Raw genomic sequence first — 22,123 nt, forward strand, 5'->3', positions numbered from 1 at the left:
TCATTCACCATTGGCCTCGGCCGTTCGGTGCCGCCCTCGCGCGGCGCCGGCGAGGCAACATTCGGATCGACGTAGGGGACGGAATGTCACTCGTAGAACCATCCAAGAATTCCGGAACCGGTAAACACCACGATGCTGCCGATTTCCACTCCGAAGACAACAGCTATCTGGAAAAACGCACGCTCCGAAAGGGTTCGGCGGGCTGGGTGCTGCTCGCCGGCCTCGGCGTCAGCTACGTGATATCCGGTGACTACGCCGGATGGAACAACGGGCTGGCCGAGGGCGGATTCGGCGGACTGCTGATCGCCGGTGTCGTCATCGCAGGCATGTACCTGGCCATGGTGCTGGGGATGGCGGAGATGTCCTCCGCCCTGCCCGCCGCGGGCGGCGGTTACACGTTCGCCCGCCGGGCGCTCGGACCGTGGGGCGGATTCGCCACTGGTACGGCCATTCTCATCGAATACGCGATCGCGCCCGCCGCCATCGCGACGTTCATCGGCAGCTACGTCGAATCACTGAACCTGTTCGGCATCACCGACGGGTGGTGGGTGTACCTGGCGGTCTACGCGATCTTCATCGGAATCCACCTGACCGGCGCCGGCGAGGCGCTCAAGGCCATGTTCGTCATCACGGCGATCGCACTCGTCGGGCTCGTGATCTTCGCGGTCTCCGCGATCGGGCTGTTCGACGCGGGCAACCTCACCGACATCGCCGCGACCGATGCGGCGGGGGCGTCGAGTTTCCTGCCGTTCGGCGCTTTCGGCATCTGGGCGGCCGTCCCGTTCGCCATCTGGTTCTTCCTCGCCGTCGAAGGCGTGCCGCTGGCCGCCGAAGAGGCACGCGAGCCGGAGAAGAACGTGCCCCGCGGAATCATCATCAGCATGCTCATCCTCATCGTCACGGGGGCCACGGTCCTGTTCCTCGCCACGGGAGCGCTGGGTGCCGAGAGCCTGTCGACGTCCGGGAACCCGCTGGTCGAGGCGCTCGGTGACGGAACCGCGGCGAAGGTCGTCAACTACATCGGCCTGGCCGGCCTCGTCGCCAGCTTCTTCTCGATCATGTACGCCTACTCGCGGCAGACGTTCGCGCTGTCCCGCGCCGGTTACCTGCCGACGAACCTGTCGGTCACCAACTCGCGGAAGGCGCCCACGCTCGCACTCATCGTGCCGGGTGTCATCGGGTTCGTCCTCTCGCTCACCGGTGAAGGCGCGATGCTGCTGAACATGGCTGTGTTCGGCGCGGCCGTCAGCTACGTGCTGATGATGGTCAGCCACATCGTCCTCCGCAGGCGCGAGCCGGAGATGAAGCGGCCGTACCGCACACCCGGCGGCATCGTCACCACATCGTTCGCGCTGGTCATCGCGGCCGCCGCGGTGATCGCCACGTTCCTCGTCGATCCGGTCGCCGCACTCTGGACGCTGATCGCGTTCGCGGCCTTCATGGCGTACTTCGGCCTGTACAGCCGCCATCACCTCGTTGCCAATTCGCCCGACGAGGAGTTTGCTGTTCTTGCAAAGGCAGAGGAAGAACTCGATTAACGGCTCCTCCCGAGAGGCGGAGGATTTCACGCTCAGACTGCACGCACATCCGACCCAGAGGGGAATGCGCATGGCTGACGTCGTCAACACGAGTGTGGCCCCGTTCTGCCACAGCCAAGATCACCCTGGCAGCGTTCCTGTCTCGGCAGTCGGTAAAACCGCACTCCCGGCACAAGAAGGTTCGTTCTGCGAGCCCGAGTCGCTGCTTGGCTCTCGCGAAGCAACTCGAACACGTCATCGTCGTGTATGCGGGCGCGACCAACACCACCTTTCGACCGGCCCGCACGGCACGCTCGATCAACTCCCGTTTCAACGCCCCGATCGCTGCATCGGCGGACTTCCGGGCCATCGTGGACTTGGCGAGGAACTTCGGCGTGAAGTCCTCGACCGCGATCAGGTGGTGATTGTCGACGACGCCCTTCACCCAGGCCCTCGCACCGTGCCGGGCCTGGCGAGCAGCCTTCTTCTGCACGGCCGCCGCCTCCTTGCGGGCCCGCTGGTATCCCTTGGATTGCGGGCCACGCCTGCCGCTGTGTCGTCGGGCCATCTTCCGCTGCGCTTTGCCGAGTTCGGCGGCGCAGCGCTTACGATGTCCCAAATATGGCAGGTCGAATTCCGGAAGCGTGGTCGTGGCCGTGACGGATACACCCCAATCGATGCCGATCGAAGTGCCCTCATCGACCGTGGGGGCAGCGACGACTTCGCGTCGCACCACGAAGGATGCGTACCAGTGCCCGAGCGAATCCCGGTGTACTCGCACACTGGTCGGCTCGCCCGGCAACTCCCGCGACCACACCACCGGGATCACGATGCCCTTCGCAAGGCGCAGCCGACCGTCGCGGCAGGAGAACCCTCGGGAGCTGTACTCGAGCGACGGAAGCGCCTTCCGGCGCGGCTTGAACTTCGGTCGCCCGCGGCCTTTCTGCGCGAACGAGTACTCCAGAGATTGCGCATACGTGCGCAAAATCTGCTGCTGAGGGACCTGCGCACCCTCGCGCAGCCAGGCGTTGTGGCTACGGGCATCGGTCAGGAGCTTTCCAAGCCTGGCGAATGTCGGGTTGAGACCGCTCTTCTGCTGTCGCACAGCCTCGTTCCACAGAAAGCGGCAGCGATGCCACTCCGATTCAAGCGCACGTTCAGCCATCACGCCCGGCCGGAGCCGATAGCTGTAACGCACGATTTCCTTCACAGCACGACCATAGTCAGGAGTACCGACATGAAAAGGCGTCAACCTCACAGCATCTGGCTTAAGGGCTTCATCCACATTCTGGAGGGTGGGGCGTTCACCCGGGAGTCCCGATGACCACCTACAGTCACGGAGTCGCGGGAACCGGGTACACGTTCGACGGTCTCGTCGACCTCATGGCCAAGGCGACACCGCTGCGCAGCGGGGACGAACTCGCCGGGTGCGCGGCGTCCTCCGACGCCGAACGCGCCGCCGCGCAGTGGGCGCTGGCCGATGTCCCGCTCGGCACGTTCCTGAACGAACTCGTGGTGCCCTACGAGGACGACGAGGTCACGAGGCTCATCATCGACTCGCACGACCGGGTCGCGTTCGGCGAGATCTCCCACCTCACCGTCGGCGGCCTGCGCGACTGGTTGCTGGACGTCGCGGCGCGGGACGGCGCGGCCGAGACGTTCCGTCGCATCGCCCCGGGGCTCACCCCGGAGATGGTCGCGGCAGTCAGCAAGATCATGCGCAACCAGGACCTCATCGCGGTCGCACGGGCCGTCACCGTCACCGCGGGGTTCCGGACCACGCTCGGCGTACCCGGCCACCTGGGAACCCGGCTGCAGCCCAACCATCCCACCGACGACCCCCGCGGGATCGCGGCCGCCACGCTCGACGGGCTGCTGCTCGGCTGCGGTGACGCCGTCATCGGCATCAACCCGGCCACCGATTCGCCGCACGCCACCGCGGAACTGCTGCACCTGCTCGACGACATCCGTCAGCGCTTCGACATTCCCACGCAGTCGTGCGTGCTGTCGCACGTGACCACCACGATGGGCCTGATCGAGGAAGGCGTTCCCGTCGACCTGGTGTTCCAGTCGATCGCCGGAACACAGGGCGCCAATTCCAGTTTCGGCGTCGACATCTCGCTGCTGCGGCAGGCGAACGAGGCAGGCAGGTCGCTGAAACGCGGCACCGTGGGCGACAACGTGATGTATCTGGAAACGGGGCAGGGGTCGGCCCTGAGCGCCGGGGCGCACCTCGGCACGGGTGGCAGGCCCGTCGACCAGCAGACCCTGGAGACCAGGGCGTACGCGGTGGCCCGCGACCTCGAACCGCTGCTGATCAACACGGTGGTCGGGTTCATCGGACCCGAGTACCTGTACGACGGCAAGCAGATCATCAGGGCCGGACTCGAGGACCATTTCTGCGGGAAACTACTGGGCCTGCCGATGGGTGTCGACGTCTGTTACACCAACCACGCCGAGGCCGACCAGGACGACATGGACACGCTGCTCACCCTGCTTGGGGTGGCCGGCGCGGCGTTCGTCATCGCGGTGCCCGGCGCCGACGACGTCATGCTCGGCTACCAGAGCCTGTCGTTCCACGACGCGCTGTACGCGCGCCAGGTGCTCGGACTGCGGCCCGCACCGGAATTCGAGGACTGGATGCGCCGTCTCGGCATGGTCGACGACACGGGGCGGGTGCTGCCGGTCGACGCCGCGGCGTCGCCCTTGCGAGCATTGACGGTGGCACGATGACCGATCCTGTCGCACAAGACTTCTGGGCGGAACTGCGGGCCACGACGCAGGCGCGTATCGGTCTCGGCCGGACCGGGGACGCACTGCCCACGCAGCGTGTTCTCGAGTTCCGGTCGGCGCACGCCGCGGCCCGCGATGCGGTCCATCAACCGCTCGACGCGCAGGCGCTGGCCGAGCAGGTCGAGGCGGTGGGCCTGGGCAGATCGGTGGTCGTCACGAGCCAGGCGTCGGACCGGAGCGAGTACCTGCGCAGGCCCGACCTGGGTCGCACACCGGCAGATCTGTCCGGTGTCCCCGCGGGGAATGCGGAGGTGGGGTTCGTCCTCGCCGACGGGTTGTCGCCCCGCGCGCTCTCCGATCACGGGGTGTCCCTGCTGTCGGCGCTGGTCGAAGAGTTCGGCGGTACGTACTCGCTGGCGCCGCCGGTGATCGCGACCCAGGCCCGGGTGGCGCTCGGTGACCACATCGCGCAGGCGCTGGGTGTGCAGACGCTCGTCCTGCTGATCGGGGAGCGGCCGGGACTGTCGGTGGCCGACAGCGTCGGCGTCTACCTCACGCACCTCCCGCGCCCCGGACGCACCGACGCCGACCGGAACTGCGTGTCCAACATCCACCCACCCGAGGGGCTCGGCTACGAACTCGCCGCCCGTGTCGTGGCGGGCCTCGTGTCCGGCGCCCGGAAACTGGGCCGGTCCGGAGTGGAGCTGAAGGACACTTCTCGCGCGGATGCGCTGGCAGCCCCCTCGGAGATCCTCGAACTGTAGTCGTGTTATCTAAAGGGCGGCAGGTCCGACCGGGCCTGCGGAGAACCGCCCTGGACGGGGTGTGACGAGGAGAGATCTATGGCCTTCGCTGGCAATGTGGACGAGTTGGCCCTGCTGCAGGCGGTCCGGTTGAAAGAGCAGGTCAGCGCGGCGGTACTCGCCGAACACCTCGGTGTGAGCGCCGCGTCCGCGCAGGCCGCGTACGACGCGCTGCTCACCCAGGGCAAGGCGCAGGAAGCCTCGGACGGCCGGATCGCGCTCACCGACGCCGGGCTGTCGGAACTCGAGGACCAACTCGACGCCGAGCGCGTGTCCATCGACGAGGACTCGATCGCCGAGGTGTACGAGAGCTTCGTGCCGTTCCACGAGGAGTTCGTCGGACTCATCGACACGGCCGACGCCGATCAGCTGGCCGACCTGGACCGCCGCGCGTCGGTCGTGTTCGACGACCTGTCGGCGTTCGTGCCCCGGTTGTCCCGCTACCAGGACCTGTTCGCGGACGCTCTTGCGAAAGTCGCTGCGGGGGAGTCGAAGTGGATCTCGGAGCCCGTGATCGACTCGTACGCCACCGTGTGGACCGAGCTGCGCAGGGAGTTGATCGGCGCGTCCGGCGCCACCGAGTGACGTGAGCCGCGTCACCACCCCCCCATTCGGGGGTGGTGACGTAGTGAGCCGGATCACTACTTTTCCTCTCATCCGGGATACGCCCACCAGGGTGTTCCCCACGGACCACGGAGGAATCGAGTGACCACAGTCTCCAACTCGGGTGCGGGCGCCCCCCACGCCCCCACGCCGGTGCGACAGGGCGGTACCAGCGTCCGCAAGGTGGCCATAGCCAGTGGCATCGGCACGACCATCGAGTTCTACGACTTCTTCATCTACGGCACCGCCGCAGCACTGGTGTTCCCCACGGTGTTCTTTCCCGCCCTCGGCTCCACCGCAGGCACCGTCGCCTCTTTTGCGACCTTCGCCGTGGCCTTCGTCGCCAGGCCGGTGGGTGCGATGCTGTTCGGCCATTACGGTGACCGGATCGGGCGGAAGAAGACCCTGATCTCCACGCTCATCCTGATGGGCGTCTCGACCTTCCTCATCGGCCTGCTGCCCGGCGCCGCGACGATCGGCGTCGCGGCCCCGATCCTGTTGGTGCTGCTGCGTTTCGGGCAGGGATTCGCCGTCGGTGGTGAGTGGGCGGGCGCCACGCTGCTGACGGCGGAATACGCACCGCCGGGCAAACGCGGCCTCTACGCGATGTTCCCGCAACTCGGGCCCGCGGTGGCCTTCATTCTCTCCAGCGCCACGTTCCTCGTCACCGGCAGCCTGCTGGGCGACACCAACGAGGTCTTCCTCGACTACGGGTGGCGGATTCCGTTCCTGTTCAGTGCCGTCCTGGTCGGAATCGGTCTCTACATGCGCCTGGCGATCGAGGAGACGCCGGTGTTCCGCGCCGCGCAGCAGGCCGACCGTGCCGATGCGGCCCCGCGGACCCTCCCGCTGATGGACGCCTGGCGGTTCCAGACCAAGGAGATCCTCCTCTCGGCCGGCGCGCTGGCCACCCTGTTCGCGTTCTTCTACATGGGGACGGCGTTTCTCACCAGCTACGGCACCAAGACCCTCGGGTTCAGCCGCCCGTTCGTGCTGACGGTCGGGATCGCCTCGGCGGTGGTCTTCGGATTCACCATCGTCGTCTCGGCGCTGTACTCGGACCGGATCGGACGTCGACGGGTCATCATGATCTCCTGCGGCCTGGCCGTCGTGTGGGCGCTCGCGCTGTTCCCGCTGCTGGACACCGGTTCGCCCGTCGCGTTCACGATCGGCGTGATGGTCACGCTCGCCATCTTCGGGATCGCCTACGGTCCCTGCGGCGCCCTGCTTCCGGAAATGTTCCAGACGCGGTACCGCTACACCGGCGCGGGCCTCGGCTACAACCTCGCCGGCGTGCTCGGCGGCGCGGTGCCGCCGCTGATCGCCGCGCCCCTGGCGTCCGCGTACGGCAGTGCCGCGATCGGCGTGTTGCTCGCCGTCCTCGGTGTGGTGAGCCTGCTGTGCACGAAGGCCCTGGTGGAAACGAAAGACGACGCGCTCTGACCCCGCAGGCGAGGGGTGTCCGGACTTCGCACAGTTACCGGCACCCCTCGCCGTGCAGTATGCCCTGGATCACAACAACCAAGAGTAAGTTCGACCGCGGAAGGGCCTTCCGGTCTGCCCGTCCCGTAGGCGCCCGAACGGGTTCCTGGAGAGGAAGAGTGATGACAACCCCGCTTCCCAGCTACACCCACGGCGTGTGGGACGCCCCGATGCTCGGCGACACCATCGGAGACAACTTCGACCGGACCGTGGCGGCCCACGCCGATCGTGACGCCCTGGTCGACCGGCCGTCGGGGCGGCGGTGGACGTACGCCGAACTGAAGCGGGACGTCGACGCCGTGGCGGCGGGGTTGCTGAAGCGGGGCATCGCGAAGGGCGACCGGGTCGGGATCTGGGCGCCGAACTGCCCGGAATGGACGCTGATCCAGTACGCGACCGCGAAGATCGGCGCGATCCTCGTCAACATCAACCCCGCCTACCGGGCGCACGAATTGAAGTACGTGCTCGACCAGGCTGGTGTCCGGCTGCTCGTGTCGGCTCCGCAGTTCAAGTCATCGGACTACGCGGCGATGATCGAGGAGGTCCGGCCCGAGTGCGGCGACCTCGAGATGGTCGTGCTGCTCGGGAGTGCCGAGTGGAGCAGGCTGGCGTCGGACGGCATGGCCGCGCACGCCGCGGACCCCGCCCGGCTGCCCGAAGCGCAGGCCGCGCTGTCGCCCGACGACCCGATCAACATCCAATATACCTCGGGGACAACCGGTTTCCCGAAGGGTGCGACCCTCAGTCACCACAACATCCTCAACAACGGGTACTTCGTCGGCGAGCTGTGCCACTACACCGAGAACGACCGCGTCTGCATCCCGGTGCCGTTCTACCACTGCTTCGGCATGGTCATGGGCAACCTCGCGTGCACGAGTCACGGCGCGACCATGGTGATTCCGGGTCCCTCGTTCGACCCGAAGGCGACGCTGCAGGCCGTCGAGGCGGAGAAATGCACGTCGCTGTACGGGGTGCCGACGATGTTCATCGCCGAACTCGCCGACCACGACTTCGAGTCCTTCGACCTGTCCAGTCTGCGGACCGGGATCATGGCGGGATCACCCTGCCCGGTGGAGGTGATGAAGCACGTCATCGAACTGATGGGGATGGCCGAGGTCTCCATCTGCTACGGGATGACCGAGACGTCGCCGGTGTCGCTGCAGACGCGGTCGGACGACACCATCGACCAGAAGGTCTCCACCGTCGGCCGGGTCGGCCCGCATCTCGAGGTCAAGATCGTTGATCCGGCAACGGGATTGACCGTTCCGCGGGGCGAGCCGGGGGAGCTGTGCACCCGCGGGTACTCGGTGATGCTCGGGTACTGGAACAACCCGGAGAAGACCGCGGAGGCGATCGACGCCGGACGGTGGATGCACACCGGCGACATCGGTGTGATGGATTCCGACGGGTACGTCGCGATCACCGGGCGGATCAAGGACATGGTGATCCGCGGCGGCGAGAACGTCTACCCCCGGGAGATCGAGGAGTTCCTGTACACCCATCCCGACATCCTCGACGCGCAGGTGATCGGCGTCCCGGACGCGAAGTACGGCGAGGAACTGATGGTGTGGGTGCGGATGAAGGAAGACACCGAACCCCTGGACGCGGCGAAGGTGCGCGACTTCTGCACCGGCAAGCTCGCCCACTACAAGATCCCGAGGTACGTGCACGTCGTCGACGAGTTCCCGATGACCGTGACGGGCAAGGTGCGCAAGGTCGAGATGCGTGAGCAGTCCCTCGACCTCATCGGGCGCACCTGACCCGCCCCCGTCACCCGGCCGCAGCAGCGGCTCTTCAGCCCAGGGCGCCGGCGATCGCGTCGAGACCGGCGGCCGCGCAGGCCTGATCCCGCATTCCGTCCGGGGCGCCGCCGACGCCGATACCCGCGATCGACCCGCTCGCCGATTTCACACTCACGCCGCCCGCGAGGAACAGCGTGCCGGGCAGGTCGGCGACCGTCGCGCCGTCGCCTTTGGCGCGGTCGCTCAGGTCGCTGGTGTTCGCGCCGAACGCGGCGGCGGTGTACGCCTTCTGTCGGGCTGCCTCCACGGTGTGCTGAGCGGCGTTGTCCCCCCGCAGCATGGCCTGCACGTTGCCGTTGCGGTCGACCACCGACACGGTGACGAAGCCCAGCCCGTCGGTCTGGCACTTCGCGAGCGCCGCCTGCGCGGCGGTCTGCGCGGCCCCGACGCCGAGACGGTTCTGGCTGACCAGGCCGTCCGCGCCGTCGACCGGGGCGGGTGCGGCGGCGGTCGCGACCGGCGTGGTCGCCGCCGTCGCGTCGTCCGTCGCGGACGATCCGCACGCGGCGGTCGCGACGATCGCGGCCAGCGGGACGGTGATCGCCAGCATGCGGGGCAGGCGGTGGAACGTGCGCATCGGAGGGCCTTTCGGGGAAGTGACGAGCTGACGTGACCAGCCTGGTCCGCAGGCACCGGTCACCGCATCGGGCCGACGGCGCTCCCGGACTCATCCGTCCGGCCCCGGCAGATCATCCGAACGGTGGATCCGCGACCTGCGCCGCGTCCGTAGGATCCACAGACGTGACTGGACCCGTGGACGGAGTGGACAGGTCGGCCGGCGAGAGTCTGCGCGGCCCGCTCGGCACTGCCATCCACGTCTCCTTCTACGTTCTCCTCGCGACATCGACGGCGCGGTACCTCACGTACCACGGCGTCAGCGGGCGGTTCGTCGTCGTGGTCGCGTTGATCGCGGCGCTCGCCGCGCTGTACACGTCGACCGTGGTGGTGGCGCGGCGGGGAGGCGCGTGGGAACCGTGGGTGTGGCCGGTCCTGACGACGTGGGCGGTACTCGTCTGGCTCGCGCCGAGTTTCGCCTGGTGCGCGTTTCCCATGTTCTTCCTCTGCACGAGGGCCTACCCGAGCCGCATCGCGTATCCCGTCGTCGGTGTTCTCGCCGTACTCACGTCGCTGGCGTTCTTCACGTTCTCCGGGCGCACCGAATGGGCGGTGCTGGTGGGACCGCTGTGCACCGGTGCGCTGATCGTCATGGCGTACAGCCAGATCGAGCGGGACGGCCGGGAGCGGGTGCGGCTGCTCCGTCAGGTGGCGGAGACGCGGTCCCGGCTCGCGGAGACCGAGCGGGAGGCGGGGGTCCTCGCCGAACGCGAACGACTGGCCCGCGAGATCCACGACACCGTGACGCAGGGCCTGACGAGCAGCCTCCTCCGGCTCGAGGCGGCCGAGCAGATCTGGGCGCAGGCCGATCCGCGGGCGGAGGCACGGGCCCGCGAGGACGTCCGGGTGGCGACCGGAACGCTGCGCGAGAACCTGGCGGAAACCCGCAGTCTCGTGCACCATCTCGCAGCGCCCAACCTGGAATCCCAGCCGATCGACGCGGCACTGCTCGCCGCCGCCCGTTCCCATCACCCGCGGGCGGAACTCCGGATCGTGGGCACTCCGATCGCGCTACCGGCGGAGGTGGCGCACGCGCTGCTGCGGATCACCCAGAGTGCGGTCTCCAACGTCACCCGGCACGCGCGGGCCGAGACCGTCGGTGTCACCCTGACGTATCTTCCGGACGCCGTTGCACTCGACATCTACGACGACGGCGCCGGTTTCGACCCCGCACCCGCCGGACGCCCCTCGGACCGCGGCGGATACGGCCTGCGTGCGATGCGCAGTCGCGTCGAGCAACTGGGCGGCACGTTCACCGTCGAGAGCGCACCGGGCGAGGGCACCGTGGTGGCCGCGCAGATACCGTGCGCGAGAGGAGCCTCGGTATGACGGCCGTGACCGTGCTGCTGGTCGACGATCACGCGGTCGTGCGCGCGGGACTGCGGGCGCTGCTGGACTCCCAGCCGGACATCGAGGTGATCGCCGAGGCGGGCACGGGGGAGGAGGCGGTCGACGCCGTGACCGCCCACCGGCCGCGGCTCGTGACCATGGATCTGGCACTCGGATCCGGCATCGACGGGGTGGAGGCCATCCGCCGGATCCGGCAGGTCGACCGGGACCTGCCGGTGCTGGTGTTCACGACCTACGACACGGACGCCGACGTCGTCCGCGCCATCGACGCCGGCGCCATCGGGTACCTCCTGAAGGATTCGACGCCGCAGGAGATCTTCGCCGCCGTCCGCGGCGCGGCGGCCGGCCAGAGTGTGCTGTCGCCGCCCGTCGCGTCGCGACTGCTCCAGCAGATGCAGCGCCCCGAGGAGGCCCTCACGCCGCGGGAGGCCGAATTGCTGACTCTGCTGGCCAAGGGGATGACCAACAAGGAACTCGGCAAGGCGCTGTTCATCAGCGAGGCGACGGTCAAGACACACCTCGCGCACATCTACGCGAAGCTCGGTGTCGACACCCGGGCCGCAGCCGTGTCCGTCGCGCTGCGGCGGCAGGGCATCCGCTGAACCGGGGGATTCCCGGTGGTCCACCGCGTGAACCTTTTGGCAACGATTTGCCGAAGCCCTGTCGAACAGCTGTCCAGGTGGTTATGTTCGAAATGAGCGGTGACCTTCCGCTCGCACCATGAATTGCGTGTTGAGAGGACAAGGGCCATGGTCGGCAACATCATCGGCACCATCATCTTCGGTGCGGTCATCGGCGTTCTGGCGCGTCTCGTGATTCCGGGAAAGCAGGCGATGGGGTGGGTCATCACCGTCGTCCTCGGCATCATCGGCGCGCTGATCGGGTACTGGGTGTGGGAGGGGCTCCTCGGCAAGGGAAACACCGGAGGGATCGACTGGATCCGGTGGATCATCAGCATCGCCGCTGCGGCCGTGCTGTCGCTGGGGTACACCGCGATGACGAGTAAGAACAGGGTGTAACCACCCGACAGTGCCTTGCGGCCCGTGAGTACTTCTCAACCGCCCGCGGTTAACAAGTACTCACGGGCCGCAGGCATGAGAAGGTCATGTCGCGCAGAACTTTCCGGGTGCGCGACGGGGTAGCGGGGTCGGCGCTGTGCGGGGTCGAGTTGATGAGCCCGAACGTGGCGTGCGCCTTGGTGCGGGCATCCGTCTCGTCCAGCGACGGATCCACCTGCAGAAGCACCTTCACCCAGATCTCCACGTAACGCCGCTGCTTCTGCCGGACCTCCCGGCGTGCGTCGGTGGGCAGGCTCTCCAGGTCTCGGTCCTGGATCCGAATGAGGTCGGGTTCCCCGAGCGCGAAGTCGAGATGGAAATCGATCAAACCTTCCAGTGCCGCGTCCGGGGACGTTGCCTCCGCGGCGACGAGAGACCCGCCTTCGAACAGGCGCGTACTGATCCCGACGAGCAGTTCGACGAGGACGGCGTCCTTGTTGGGGAAGTGCCGGTACACGGCGGGACCGCTGATTCCCGCCGCGGAGCCGAGGTCCTCGAGGCGGACTCCGAGGAAGCCCCGCTCGGCGATGAGGCGGGCGGCGGCGTCGAGCAGCTGACGGCGGCGGTCCGCCTTCATCTGTTCGCGGCGCGTGATCGGGGTCTCGGTGCCGTCGACGTCTGTAGTCATCGTCTTGCTCTTTCCCGGGGTGCGGTCTGGACAACTCAGTTAATCACAGTTATCTTAGTTTCAGTTATCGAGCATTAACTCATTAGGCACGGGCGTCAAGAAAAGAAGGCGGCAGGATGGCACTGGGCGGAACCACTGCACGGGAGGGCTACCGGGCAGAGCACACGAAATTGGTGGACGAGCTGAAGTCGCGGCTGGCCGTGGCCGCACTCGGCGGCAGCGAGAAGTCGCGCGAGCGGCACGTGAGCCGAGGCAAGCTGCTGCCCCGCGATCGGGTGGACACGCTGCTCGATCCCGGCAGCCCGTTCCTCGAGATCTCGCCGCTCGCGGCGAACGGCCTGTACGACGACGAGTGCCCCGGAGCGGGCGTCATCGCCGGCATCGGCCGGGTGTCCGGCCGGGAATGCGTGATCGTCGCCAACGACGCGACCGTCAAGGGCGGCACCTACTACCCGATGACGGTGAAGAAGCACCTGCGGGCGCAGGAGATCGCGCTGCAGAACCAGCTGCCCTGCATCTACCTCGTCGACTCCGGCGGCGCGTTCCTGCCCAGGCAGGACGAGGTGTTCCCCGACCGCGAGCACTTCGGGCGCATCTTCTACAACCAGGCCACGATGAGCGCGCACGGCATCCCGCAGATCGCGGCGGTCCTCGGCTCCTGCACCGCGGGCGGCGCGTACGTGCCAGCGATGAGCGACGAGGCGGTCATCGTCCGCAACCAGGGCACCATCTTCCTGGGCGGCCCGCCGCTGGTGAAGGCGGCGACCGGTGAGGTCGTGACTGCGGAGGAACTCGGCGGCGGCGACCTGCACTCCAAGGTCTCGGGTGTCACCGACCACCTCGCCGAGGACGACCAGGACGCGCTGCGGATCGTGCGGAACATCGTCGCGACCCTCGGCCCGCGCGCCGAGCGTCCGTGGGACGTGATCAGCACCGTCCCCGCGTCGGCGCAGCAGACCGACCTCTACGACGTGGTCCCCACCGACCCGCGCACCCCCTACGACGTCCACGAGGTCATCGACCGCATCGTCGACGGCAGTGAATTCCAGGAGTTCAAGGCCGAGTACGGCAAGACCCTGGTCACCGGATTCGCGCACATCGAGGGCCACCCGGTCGGCATCGTCGCCAACAACGGTGTGCTGTTCGCCGAGTCCGCGATGAAGGGCGCGCATTTCATCGAGCTGTGCGACAAGCGCAAGATTCCGCTGCTGTTCCTGCAGAACATCGCCGGCTTCATGGTCGGCCGCGACTACGAGGCGGGCGGCATCGCCAAGCACGGCGCGAAGATGGTGACCGCGGTGGCGTGTGCGCGGGTTCCGAAGCTGACCGTCGTGATCGGCGGCTCCTACGGGGCGGGCAACTACTCGATGTGCGGGCGGGCGTACTCGCCGCGGTTCCTGTGGATGTGGCCGAACGCCCGGATCTCCGTGATGGGCGGGGAGCAGGCGGCGTCGGTGCTGTCGACGGTGCGCAGCGAGCAACTGGACAGCGCGGGCAACCCGTGGTCGGCCGACGACGAGGAGGCGTTCAAGGCGCCGATCCGTGAGCAGTACGAGGCGCAGGGCAACCCGTACTACTCGACGGCCAGGCTGTGGGACGACGGCATCATCGACCCCGCCGATACCAGAACTGTTCTCGGACTGGCGCTCTCGGTGTGTGCGAACGCACCGGTCGAGCCGGTCTCCTACGGCGTTTTCCGGATGTGAGTGGAATGACTGAAATGACTCGGATAGATACCGTCCTGGTGGCCAATCGCGGCGAGATCGCGGTGCGCGTGATCCGCACGCTGCGGGCCATGGGAATCCGTTCCGTCGCCGTCTTCAGCGAGGCGGACCGGGACGCGAGGCACGTGCGCGAGGCCGACACCGCGGTCCTGCTCGGCCCGGCCGCGGCCCGGGAGAGTTACCTCGTCATCGAGAAGGTGATCGCGGCGGCCCGCGCCACCGGCGCGCAGGGGATCCATCCCGGTTACGGGTTCCTGTCGGAGAACTCCAAGTTCGCCGGCGCGTGCGCCGATGCGGGGATCGCGTTCCTCGGCCCGTCCGCGCACGCCATCGAGGTGATGGGCGACAAGATCACCGCCAAGAACGCGGTGGCGAAGTTCGACGTTCCGGTCGTCCCCGGCATCGCCCGGCCCGGCCTGTCCGACGACGAACTGATCGCGGCCGCGGGCGACATCGGATACCCGGTGCTCGTCAAGCCGTCGGCAGGTGGCGGCGGCAAGGGCATGCGCCTGGTGGAGGAGCCGGGCGCGCTGGCCGAGGCGCTGCGCAGCGCGCGGCGTGAAGCGGCGTCGGCGTTCGGCGACGACACGCTCTTCCTCGAGCGGTTCGTGCTGCGCCCCCGGCACATCGAGGTGCAGATCCTCGCGGACGGACACGGCAACGTCGTTCATCTCGGTGAGCGCGAATGCAGTCTGCAGCGCCGCCACCAGAAGGTCATCGAGGAGGCGCCGTCGCCGCTGCTGGACGAGGCGACCCGCGCCCGGATCGGGGAGGCCGCCTGCAACACCGCGCGCAGCGTCGACTACTCCGGTGCGGGAACCGTCGAGTTCATCGTCTCCGCCGACAAGCCCGACGAGTTCTTCTTCATGGAGATGAACACCCGGCTGCAGGTCGAGCACCCGGTCACCGAACTCGTGACGGGACTCGACCTCGTCGAGTGGCAGGTGCGAGTGGCCGCCGGTGAGCCGCTCGGCTTCACCCAGGACGACATCACTCTCACCGGGCACGCCATCGAAGCCCGCGTCTACGCCGAGGACCCCAGCCGCGGCTTCCTGCCCACCGGCGGACTCGTGGCCGACGTCGTCGAACCCGCAGGCCCCGGTGTCCGCGTCGATTCCGGGTTGCAGCCCGGCACGGTGGTGGGCAGCGATTACGACCCGATGCTGGCGAAGGTCATCGCCCACGCCGACGACCGCGCCGGCGCGCTGCGGAAACTGGATCGCGCGCTGGCCGGCACGGGTGTGCTGGGAGTGGTCACCAACATCGAGTTCGCGCGCTTCCTGCTCGCCGACCCGGACGTGGTGGCCGGCGCCCTCGACACCGGTCTGCTCGACCGGCGGCTCGAGGACTTCGTCGCCGCGGAGGCCACCGACGGCGCCCTGATCGCCGCGGCGGCGTTCCGGTGGTTGCAGCGCTGGCCCGAGCGTGCGCAGGCCGACCCGTGGGACGTTCCGAGCGGCTGGCGGGTCGGGACGCCGGCACCTACCAGCATCCGGTTGTCCTCGCCCACCCGCACCGACCACGTGCGGATCACGGGCAGTCCGTCCGAGGCCACCGCGCAGGTCGAGGACGGCGACACCCTGTCGCTGACCGCGACGCTCGACGGATCCACGCTGTCGGTGGTGATCGACGGCAGGCGCGAGACCTACCGGGTCGCCCAGACCGACGGGCACATCTGGCTCGCGGGGTCCGACGGCACGACGATGCTGCGTGAGGTCCGCGAACTCAGTGTCCGCACCGGCGATGTCCACGCAGGCGAGGCGGAGATCACCAGCCCCATGCCCGGATCCGTCATCGCGGTCGGCGCCGAGGCGGGCGCCCACGTCACCGCCGGCCAGACACTCGTCGTGGTCGAGGCGATGAAGATGGAACATTCGCTGACCGCCCCCGTCGACGGCGTCGTCGACATCCTCGTCGCGCCGGGTGACCAGGTGATGGTCGACCAACTGCTCGCCCGAGTCACCCCGCACACCGACCCCACCGACACGAAAGAAGACGCGTCATGACTGAATTCCTTGCCACCGGCCAGCTTCCGGACGAGTACCAGCAGTTGGCGAAGACCGTCGCCGACTTCGCCAAGAATGTGGTGGCACCGGTCGCGGCGGAACACGACGCCAACCACACCTTCCCGTACGAGGTGGTGTCGGGGATGGCCGACATGGGCCTGTTCGGCCTGCCGTTCCCCGAGGAGTACGGCGGAATGGGCGGCGACTACTTCGCCCTCTGCCTGGCGCTCGAAGAACTCGGCAAGGTCGACCAGAGCGTCGCGATCACCCTGGAAGCCGGCGTGTCGCTGGGTGCGATGCCGATCTACCGGTTCGGCAACGAGGAGCAGAAGCAGGAATGGCTTCCGCAGCTGACGAGCGGCAAGAGCCTGGCCGCGTTCGGGCTCACCGAGCCGGGCGCCGGAAGCGACGCCGGCGGCACGAAGACCACCGCGAAGTTCGACAGCGGTGAATGGATCATCAACGGCAACAAGCAGTTCATCACCAACTCCGGAACCGACATCACCAAGCTCGTCACCGTCACCGCGGTGACCGGGACGAAGGACGGCAAGAAGGAGATCTCCACCATCCTCGTGCCGACGTCGACACCCGGCTTCACCGCCGAACCGGCGTACAACAAGGTCGGCTGGAACGCCTCCGACACCCACCCGCTCACGTTCGCGGACGTGCGCGTCCCGGAGGAGAACCTGCTCGGCGAGCGCGGTCGCGGGTACGCGAACTTCCTGCGGATCCTCGACGAGGGGCGCATCGCCATCGCCGCGCTCAGCGTCGGCGCCGCCCAGGGATGCGTCGACGAGTCGGTCAAGTACGCCAAGGAACGTGAGGCGTTCGGGCGGCCGATCGGGCACAACCAGGCCATCGCCTTCAAGATCGCCCGCATGGAGGCGCGGGCCCACACCGCGCGCACGGCGTACTACGACGCCGCCGCCCGGATGCTGTCCGGCAAGCCGTTCAAGAAGCAGGCCGCCATCGCCAAGCTCGTCGCCTCCGAGGCCGCGATGGACAACGCCCGGGACGCCACCCAGATCCACGGCGGCTACGGGTTCATGAACGAGTACACCGTGGCGCGGCACTACCGCGACAGCAAGATCCTGGAGATCGGCGAAGGCACCACCGAGGTGCAGTTGATGCTGATCGCGCGGGAGGCGGGACTGTGACCTCCGCGGAGAGCACCACCGACACCGAATCTGCGACCACGGAGCCCAGGCGAATCGTCCAGCGTGGCCTGTGGTTCGAGGAGTTCGAGCTGGGCGCGGTGTACGAGCACCGTCCCGGCCGGACCGTCACCGAGGCCGACAACGTCCTGTTCACGACGCAGACGATGAACACCCAGGCCCTGCACCTGGACGCGGCGTACAGCGAGGGCACCCAGTTCGGGGAGCGACTCGTCAACTCGATGTTCACCCTGTCGACGCTGGTCGGACTGTCGGTGGCGCAGCTGACGCAGGGGACCATCGTCGCGAACCTGGGGTTCTCGGAGATCAGTTTCCCGAAACCGTTGTTCCACGGGGACACGCTGTACGCGGAGACGAAGATCGCGGACAAACGCGAATCGAAGAGCCGTCCCGGCGAGGGCATCGTCACGCTCGAGCACACCGGCCGCAACCAGAACGGCGACGTGGTGGCGATCGCGGTCCGCAAGACCCTCGTCCAGAAGAAGCCGTCGTGAGCTGGGAACTGCCCGGTCCGGCCTGGTTGTTCTGCCCGGCGGACCGGCCCGAACGGTACGCGAAGGCGGCCGCGGCGGCCGACGTCGTGATCCTCGATCTCGAGGACGGGGTGGCGGCCGGCGACAAGGAGGCGGCCCGGGTCGCCCTCATCGACACCCCGCTGGATCCGGATCGCACCGTCGTGCGGGTCAACCCGGTCGGCACCGAGGACCACGAACGCGACCTGCTGGCGCTCGACGGCACCCGCTACACGAGGCTCATGCTGGCCAAGTGCGAGTCGGCCGACCAGGTGCTGTCGTTGGCTCCGCGCGAGGTGATCGCCCTGGTCGAGTCGCCGCTCGGTGCGCTCGCGGTCACCGAGATCGCGTTGGCGGCCAGCACCATCGGTGTGATGTGGGGCGCCGAGGACCTCGTCGCCGCGATGGGCGGCAACTCCAGCCGCCGCGACGACGGCAGCTACCGCGACGTCGCCACCCAGGTGCGGTCGTCGACGCTGCTGGCGGCCAAGGGTTATCACCGGCTCGCGCTGGACTCCGTCTACCTCGACATCAAGGACCTGGACGGGTTGCGCGCCGAGGCCCTCGACGCCGTTGCCGTCGGATTCGACGTCAAGGTCGCCATCCACCCGGGTCAGGTCGCGGTGATCCGTGAGGCGTACGCACCGTCCGACGAGGACGTCGACTGGGCGACGCGGGTTCTCGCCGCCGTCGCCGACCAGCGCGGGGTGTTCGCGTTCGAGGGAAAGATGGTGGACGCGCCGGTCCTGCGTCACGCCGAGGCGATCCTGCGCCGCTCACAGGTCGATTCGGCGGGGGACAAGCCGGCCTGAGGCCGGCGGTAGGCGGCGAAAGAGCCCGGAACGGCCTTGCTCTCGGGGAAGATAGTCCCATGGCTGCCGATCCGCAATGGGTTCCCACCGAAGCCGACGTGCGGGACGCGGTGATCACCGATTTCGCCGCGTTCGTCGCACGGCGCCACAGTGTCACGGTCGACGACTACCGGTCGCTGTGGCGCTGGTCGGTGGCGGCGCCGGGGGAGTTCTGGCAGGACGTGTGGGACTACTTCGAGTTCCGGTCCGCCACCGATCCGGGGCCCGCCCTCGCCGACGCCGCGATGCCGGGCGCCGACTGGTTTCCGGGTGCGACGCTCAACTACGTCGACCACGTCTTCCGGAACGCCCGGCCCGGCACCCCGGCGATCCTGTACGCGGGTGAGGGGTTTCCCGACGTCTCCGTCGGGTGGGACGAGTTGCGTTCTGCGGTGGCGGGTCTCGCCGCGACGCTCCGCGAGCACGGGGTCGGGGTCGGTGATCGCGTGGTCGGCTATCTTCCGAACATCCCCGAGGCGGTCGTCGCGTTTCTCGCCACGGCGTCGCTCGGCGCCGTGTGGGCCGCGTGCGGGCAGGACTATTCCGCGCCGGCCGCGCTCGATCGGCTGGGTCAACTGGAACCGGCGGCGCTGATCACCGCGGACGGGTACCGGTTCGCGGGCAAGGAACACGACCGGCTGGGGGCAGTGGCCGAGTTGCGGGCCGGATTGTCGCCGGCCCTCACGGTGGTGGTGCCCCACCTCGATGCGGACGCCGCCGTCGACGGCGGCGTCACCTGGGCGGAGGCCACCGCCGGGGGCCGCGCACTCGAGCCCGTTCCCGTCCCGTTCGACCACCCGTTGTGGGTGGTGTTCTCCTCGGGGACCACCGGCCTCCCGAAGGGCATCGTGCACGGTCACGGCGGTGTACTGCTCGAGCACGTGAAGTCGCTGGCGCTCCACCTCGACCTCGGCCGCGAAGACATACTTTTCTGGTACACCAGCCCCAGTTGGATGATGTGGAACTTCCAGACCGCGGGCCTGCTGGTGGGAGCCACGATCGTCTGCTATGACGGAAGTCCGTCGCATCCGACTCCGGATGCGTTGTGGGCCTTGGCATCACGACTGGGTGTCACGGTGCTCGGCACCAGTCCCGGCTACGTTCTCGCGTGCGACAAGGCGGGGGTGATCCCCGTCCGCGAGCACGATCTGAGCGCGCTCCGCGCGGTGGGAGTCACGGGATCGACGCTGCCGGCGTCGTCGTCGTTGTGGCTGTCGGAGAACATCGGTCGCCGCGTACCCGTCGTGTCGATCACCGGTGGGACCGATGTGGTGTCGGCGTTCATCGGGGGAGCGCGCACCGTCCCCGTTTGGCCGGGGGAGCTGTCCGCCCCCTGTCTCGGGGTTGCCGTCGAGGCGTTCGACGAATCGGGGCGGCCGGTGCGAGACGCGGTGGGTGAACTCGTCGTCACCGCGCCGATGCCGTCCATGCCGGTGTCGTTCTGGAACGATCCGGACGGAAAGCGTTACCACGAAGCCTATTTCGAGGGTTTTCCCGGTGTGTGGCGACACGGTGACTGGATCACGATCACCGATCGCGGGACCGTCCTCATGCACGGAAGGTCCGATTCCACGTTGAACCGCAACGGAATCCGGATGGGCAGCGCCGACATCTACCAGGTGGTGGAGAAGCTCCCGGAGGTCGCCGAGGCGCTCGTCGTCGGGGTCGACCTGGCGGACGGCGGGTACTGGATGCCGCTGTTCGTGGTCCTCTCGGAGGGTGCGGTACTCGACGACGCGCTGAAGCAGCGGATCCGCGGAGCGATCCGGGAGCAGGCCTCTCCGCGGCACGTGCCCGACGACATCATCGAGGCGCCGGGCATCCCGCACACCCGCACCGGCAAGAAACTCGAGGTGCCGCTCAAGCGCATCTTCCAGGGCGCGGACGCGGGGCGGACGGTGGACCGCAGCGCCGTCGACGATCCCGGTCTGCTCGACTGGTTCGCGCGGCACGGACGCTGAGCAGCGACTCCGCCGATCGCGGTGCGGTTGGACGCTAGCAGTTAGGTTAGCCTTACTTTCATTGCGCGCGTTGGGGTGTGAGATATGTCCCGTCCCCTTTCGATCGGTCGCGCTGCGGCAAATGCGACCAATCGGACACTGGAAGCGTCGCGTTTCGGGAGGGTGTTCCAGATGCTGGGACGCGGCCGCGATGTCGTCGGCTCACGCCCCCTTGGCGTGGCCGCGCCGCCGCCTCTTCGTGGCAGGTCAGCGGGCGATCTGCAAAGACCCGGAGGCTCACCCGGCAATGGTCGGGCGTCCAGTATTCCGCTCGATGCGGGTGGGTAACGGACCTGGTCGGTTATTCCCTGCGCGCAACCTTGGGTGTTCGTCGTTTTGAGACCTGCGCGGGGCTTTGGTAGACACGGTGGTTGGCAAAAACTGCGGTCACGGGGGGCAGTGGGTGTTCAACGCCGCGGTCGATCACCGGATCGGCCGCACCGTGCACGGAGGACAGTCGGGAGGCGGAACATGAAACTGGATACGACAGTTGTACACCTAGCGAAATTCCGACTCTCGGTACGGTATCCGTGTTCGGGTTGGACGAGACGCCCGGAATGTGGTTCTGCCTGTTGAATATGAGCGCGTCGAAGATCGAATTCAGGTCTGGTTCTGGAAGTATCGAGGGTTGGGTACGTCACAGCAGCGCCGGTAACGGTACTGGATCTGACACCGATGTAATTCCCGGCGTTACCGCGGGACCGTACGAACCGAAAATGTCACCACCGATCGAGAGGAGGCTGAGGCAGTGATCGCGACAATCTTTCGTTCCCTCACCAGCGCCGTAGACTCGGCTCTCGACTCGGAGGATGACGAGCACCGATTGGGTGGCCGCTTGTTGGATCGATGAGAGAACGGAGCCACGTATGAACCCGCTCACCGCGAGTAGTTCGGGATGTAAGGGCCTTGGAGTGTTCAGCGTCGCAGGCAATCGGGTTTCGGACGATCGTCTGACATCGCCTCCGAGTGTGGTGGAACTCTTCGATCAGCGCAGGTCGTCCCGCGCTCGGCGCGTCCCTGTTCCGCGAAAAGCTTCGAACCGGCAAGGCCTGTTCATGTGATGGCGTTCATCGGAAGACCGGCCCGCGGCGCAGTCCGTGGGACCGAGAGCTACGAATCACCAAAGACACAGGCGGCAGTCGCCACGCGTTCGAGAACGGAGTAACCCTTGGGGTCGGGACATGCAGCGGGTAGTAGCGGTGCTCCGGAAGGAGCGTTTCCGCTGTCGGCTGCGCAGCGTGGCATCTGGTTCGCGCAACACGCG

The 22,123-nt window shown here is 67.9% G+C and carries 18 protein-coding genes; 15 read left to right on the plus strand and 3 right to left on the minus strand.

The window, feature by feature from the left end; genetic code table 11:
* Positions 1–83: 83 nt before the first annotated feature.
* Entirely contained in the window at positions 84–1,538 is a 1,455-nt protein-coding gene (eat, locus tag I1A62_RS40725; RefSeq protein WP_124395516.1) for an ethanolamine permease, read from the plus strand.
* Here eat and I1A62_RS40730 read toward each other — a convergent pair.
* Positions 1,438–2,727, minus strand: coding sequence for a transposase (locus I1A62_RS40730; RefSeq protein ID WP_257890996.1), 1,290 nt, complete (start codon positions 2,725–2,727; stop codon positions 1,438–1,440). The genes eat and I1A62_RS40730 overlap by 101 nt on opposite strands.
* A 110-nt stretch (positions 2,728–2,837) precedes the next feature.
* Between I1A62_RS40730 and I1A62_RS40735 the strand changes: the two genes are divergently transcribed.
* From I1A62_RS40735 to I1A62_RS40755, 5 genes are all read left to right on the plus strand, one after another.
* A complete protein-coding gene (locus I1A62_RS40735) occupies positions 2,838–4,250 on the plus strand; it encodes an ethanolamine ammonia-lyase subunit EutB (protein ID WP_124395517.1) in 1,413 nt (470 codons plus the stop codon).
* Positions 4,247–5,014 (plus strand): ethanolamine ammonia-lyase subunit EutC, encoded by a 768-nt coding sequence (eutC, locus tag I1A62_RS40740; RefSeq protein WP_124395518.1) that lies wholly within the window; start codon positions 4,247–4,249, stop codon positions 5,012–5,014. Before I1A62_RS40735 ends, eutC begins: the two co-directional genes overlap by 4 nt.
* Before the next feature lie 78 nt (positions 5,015–5,092).
* The gene (locus I1A62_RS40745; RefSeq protein WP_124395519.1) at positions 5,093–5,638 is read left to right on the plus strand and encodes a hypothetical protein; all 546 of its coding nucleotides are present in this window, start codon (positions 5,093–5,095) and stop codon (positions 5,636–5,638) included.
* 120 nt (positions 5,639–5,758) lie between these two features.
* Positions 5,759–7,099, plus strand: a complete 1,341-nt coding sequence (locus tag I1A62_RS40750) for an MFS transporter (protein ID WP_373560125.1) — start codon at positions 5,759–5,761, stop codon at positions 7,097–7,099.
* Between the two features lie 161 nt (positions 7,100–7,260).
* On the plus strand, positions 7,261–8,898 hold the full coding sequence (locus I1A62_RS40755) for an AMP-binding protein (RefSeq protein ID WP_124395520.1): 1,638 nt from the start codon (positions 7,261–7,263) through the stop codon (positions 8,896–8,898).
* Positions 8,899–8,932: 34 nt separating this feature from the next.
* Here I1A62_RS40755 and I1A62_RS40760 read toward each other — a convergent pair whose 3' ends face one another.
* Complete coding sequence (locus I1A62_RS40760; protein ID WP_124395521.1) at positions 8,933–9,517, minus strand: heme-binding protein; 585 nt, start codon at positions 9,515–9,517, stop codon at positions 8,933–8,935.
* A gap of 164 nt (positions 9,518–9,681) precedes the next feature.
* On the opposite strand from I1A62_RS40760, the gene I1A62_RS40765 reads away from it, so the two are divergent.
* The 3 genes from I1A62_RS40765 (at position 9,682) to I1A62_RS40775 (ending at position 11,924) form a co-directional block, all read left to right on the plus strand.
* A complete protein-coding gene (locus I1A62_RS40765) occupies positions 9,682–10,884 on the plus strand; it encodes a sensor histidine kinase (RefSeq protein ID WP_124395522.1) in 1,203 nt (400 codons plus the stop codon).
* The gene (locus I1A62_RS40770) at positions 10,881–11,507 is read left to right on the plus strand and encodes a response regulator transcription factor (protein ID WP_219457886.1); all 627 of its coding nucleotides are present in this window, start codon (positions 10,881–10,883) and stop codon (positions 11,505–11,507) included. The genes I1A62_RS40765 and I1A62_RS40770 overlap by 4 nt, the downstream gene beginning before the upstream one ends.
* A 147-nt stretch (positions 11,508–11,654) precedes the next feature.
* Entirely contained in the window at positions 11,655–11,924 is a 270-nt protein-coding gene (locus I1A62_RS40775; protein WP_072945630.1) for a GlsB/YeaQ/YmgE family stress response membrane protein, read from the plus strand.
* Positions 11,925–11,973: 49 nt separating this feature from the next.
* On the opposite strand, the gene I1A62_RS40780 is transcribed toward I1A62_RS40775, so the two are convergent.
* Positions 11,974–12,591: a TetR/AcrR family transcriptional regulator gene (locus I1A62_RS40780; protein WP_124395524.1), complete on the minus strand. Its 618-nt coding sequence runs from the start codon at positions 12,589–12,591 to the stop codon at positions 11,974–11,976.
* A gap of 116 nt (positions 12,592–12,707) precedes the next feature.
* On the opposite strand from I1A62_RS40780, the gene I1A62_RS40785 reads away from it, so the two are divergent.
* Genes I1A62_RS40785 through I1A62_RS40810 form a run of 6 tightly spaced genes read left to right on the plus strand, consistent with a single transcriptional unit; the run spans position 12,708 to position 20,820 of the window.
* The gene (locus I1A62_RS40785; RefSeq protein ID WP_219457887.1) at positions 12,708–14,297 is read left to right on the plus strand and encodes a carboxyl transferase domain-containing protein; all 1,590 of its coding nucleotides are present in this window, start codon (positions 12,708–12,710) and stop codon (positions 14,295–14,297) included.
* 14 nt (positions 14,298–14,311) lie between these two features.
* Positions 14,312–16,321 (plus strand): acetyl/propionyl/methylcrotonyl-CoA carboxylase subunit alpha, encoded by a 2,010-nt coding sequence (locus tag I1A62_RS40790; protein WP_219461697.1) that lies wholly within the window; start codon positions 14,312–14,314, stop codon positions 16,319–16,321.
* Positions 16,318–17,478, plus strand: coding sequence for an acyl-CoA dehydrogenase family protein (locus I1A62_RS40795; protein ID WP_072945639.1), 1,161 nt, complete (start codon positions 16,318–16,320; stop codon positions 17,476–17,478). Before I1A62_RS40790 ends, I1A62_RS40795 begins: the two co-directional genes overlap by 4 nt.
* The gene (locus I1A62_RS40800; RefSeq protein ID WP_219457888.1) at positions 17,475–17,990 is read left to right on the plus strand and encodes a MaoC family dehydratase; all 516 of its coding nucleotides are present in this window, start codon (positions 17,475–17,477) and stop codon (positions 17,988–17,990) included. Before I1A62_RS40795 ends, I1A62_RS40800 begins: the two co-directional genes overlap by 4 nt.
* Complete coding sequence (locus I1A62_RS40805; RefSeq protein ID WP_219457890.1) at positions 17,987–18,820, plus strand: CoA ester lyase; 834 nt, start codon at positions 17,987–17,989, stop codon at positions 18,818–18,820. Before I1A62_RS40800 ends, I1A62_RS40805 begins: the two co-directional genes overlap by 4 nt.
* Positions 18,821–18,879: 59 nt before the next feature.
* Complete coding sequence (locus I1A62_RS40810; protein WP_219457892.1) at positions 18,880–20,820, plus strand: acetoacetate--CoA ligase; 1,941 nt, start codon at positions 18,880–18,882, stop codon at positions 20,818–20,820.
* Positions 20,821–22,123 lie beyond the last annotated feature (1,303 nt).

This window comes from Rhodococcus sp. USK10 (genome assembly GCF_019378875.1).
Taxonomy (GTDB): Bacteria; Actinomycetota; Actinomycetes; order Mycobacteriales; family Mycobacteriaceae; genus Rhodococcus_F; species Rhodococcus_F pseudokoreensis.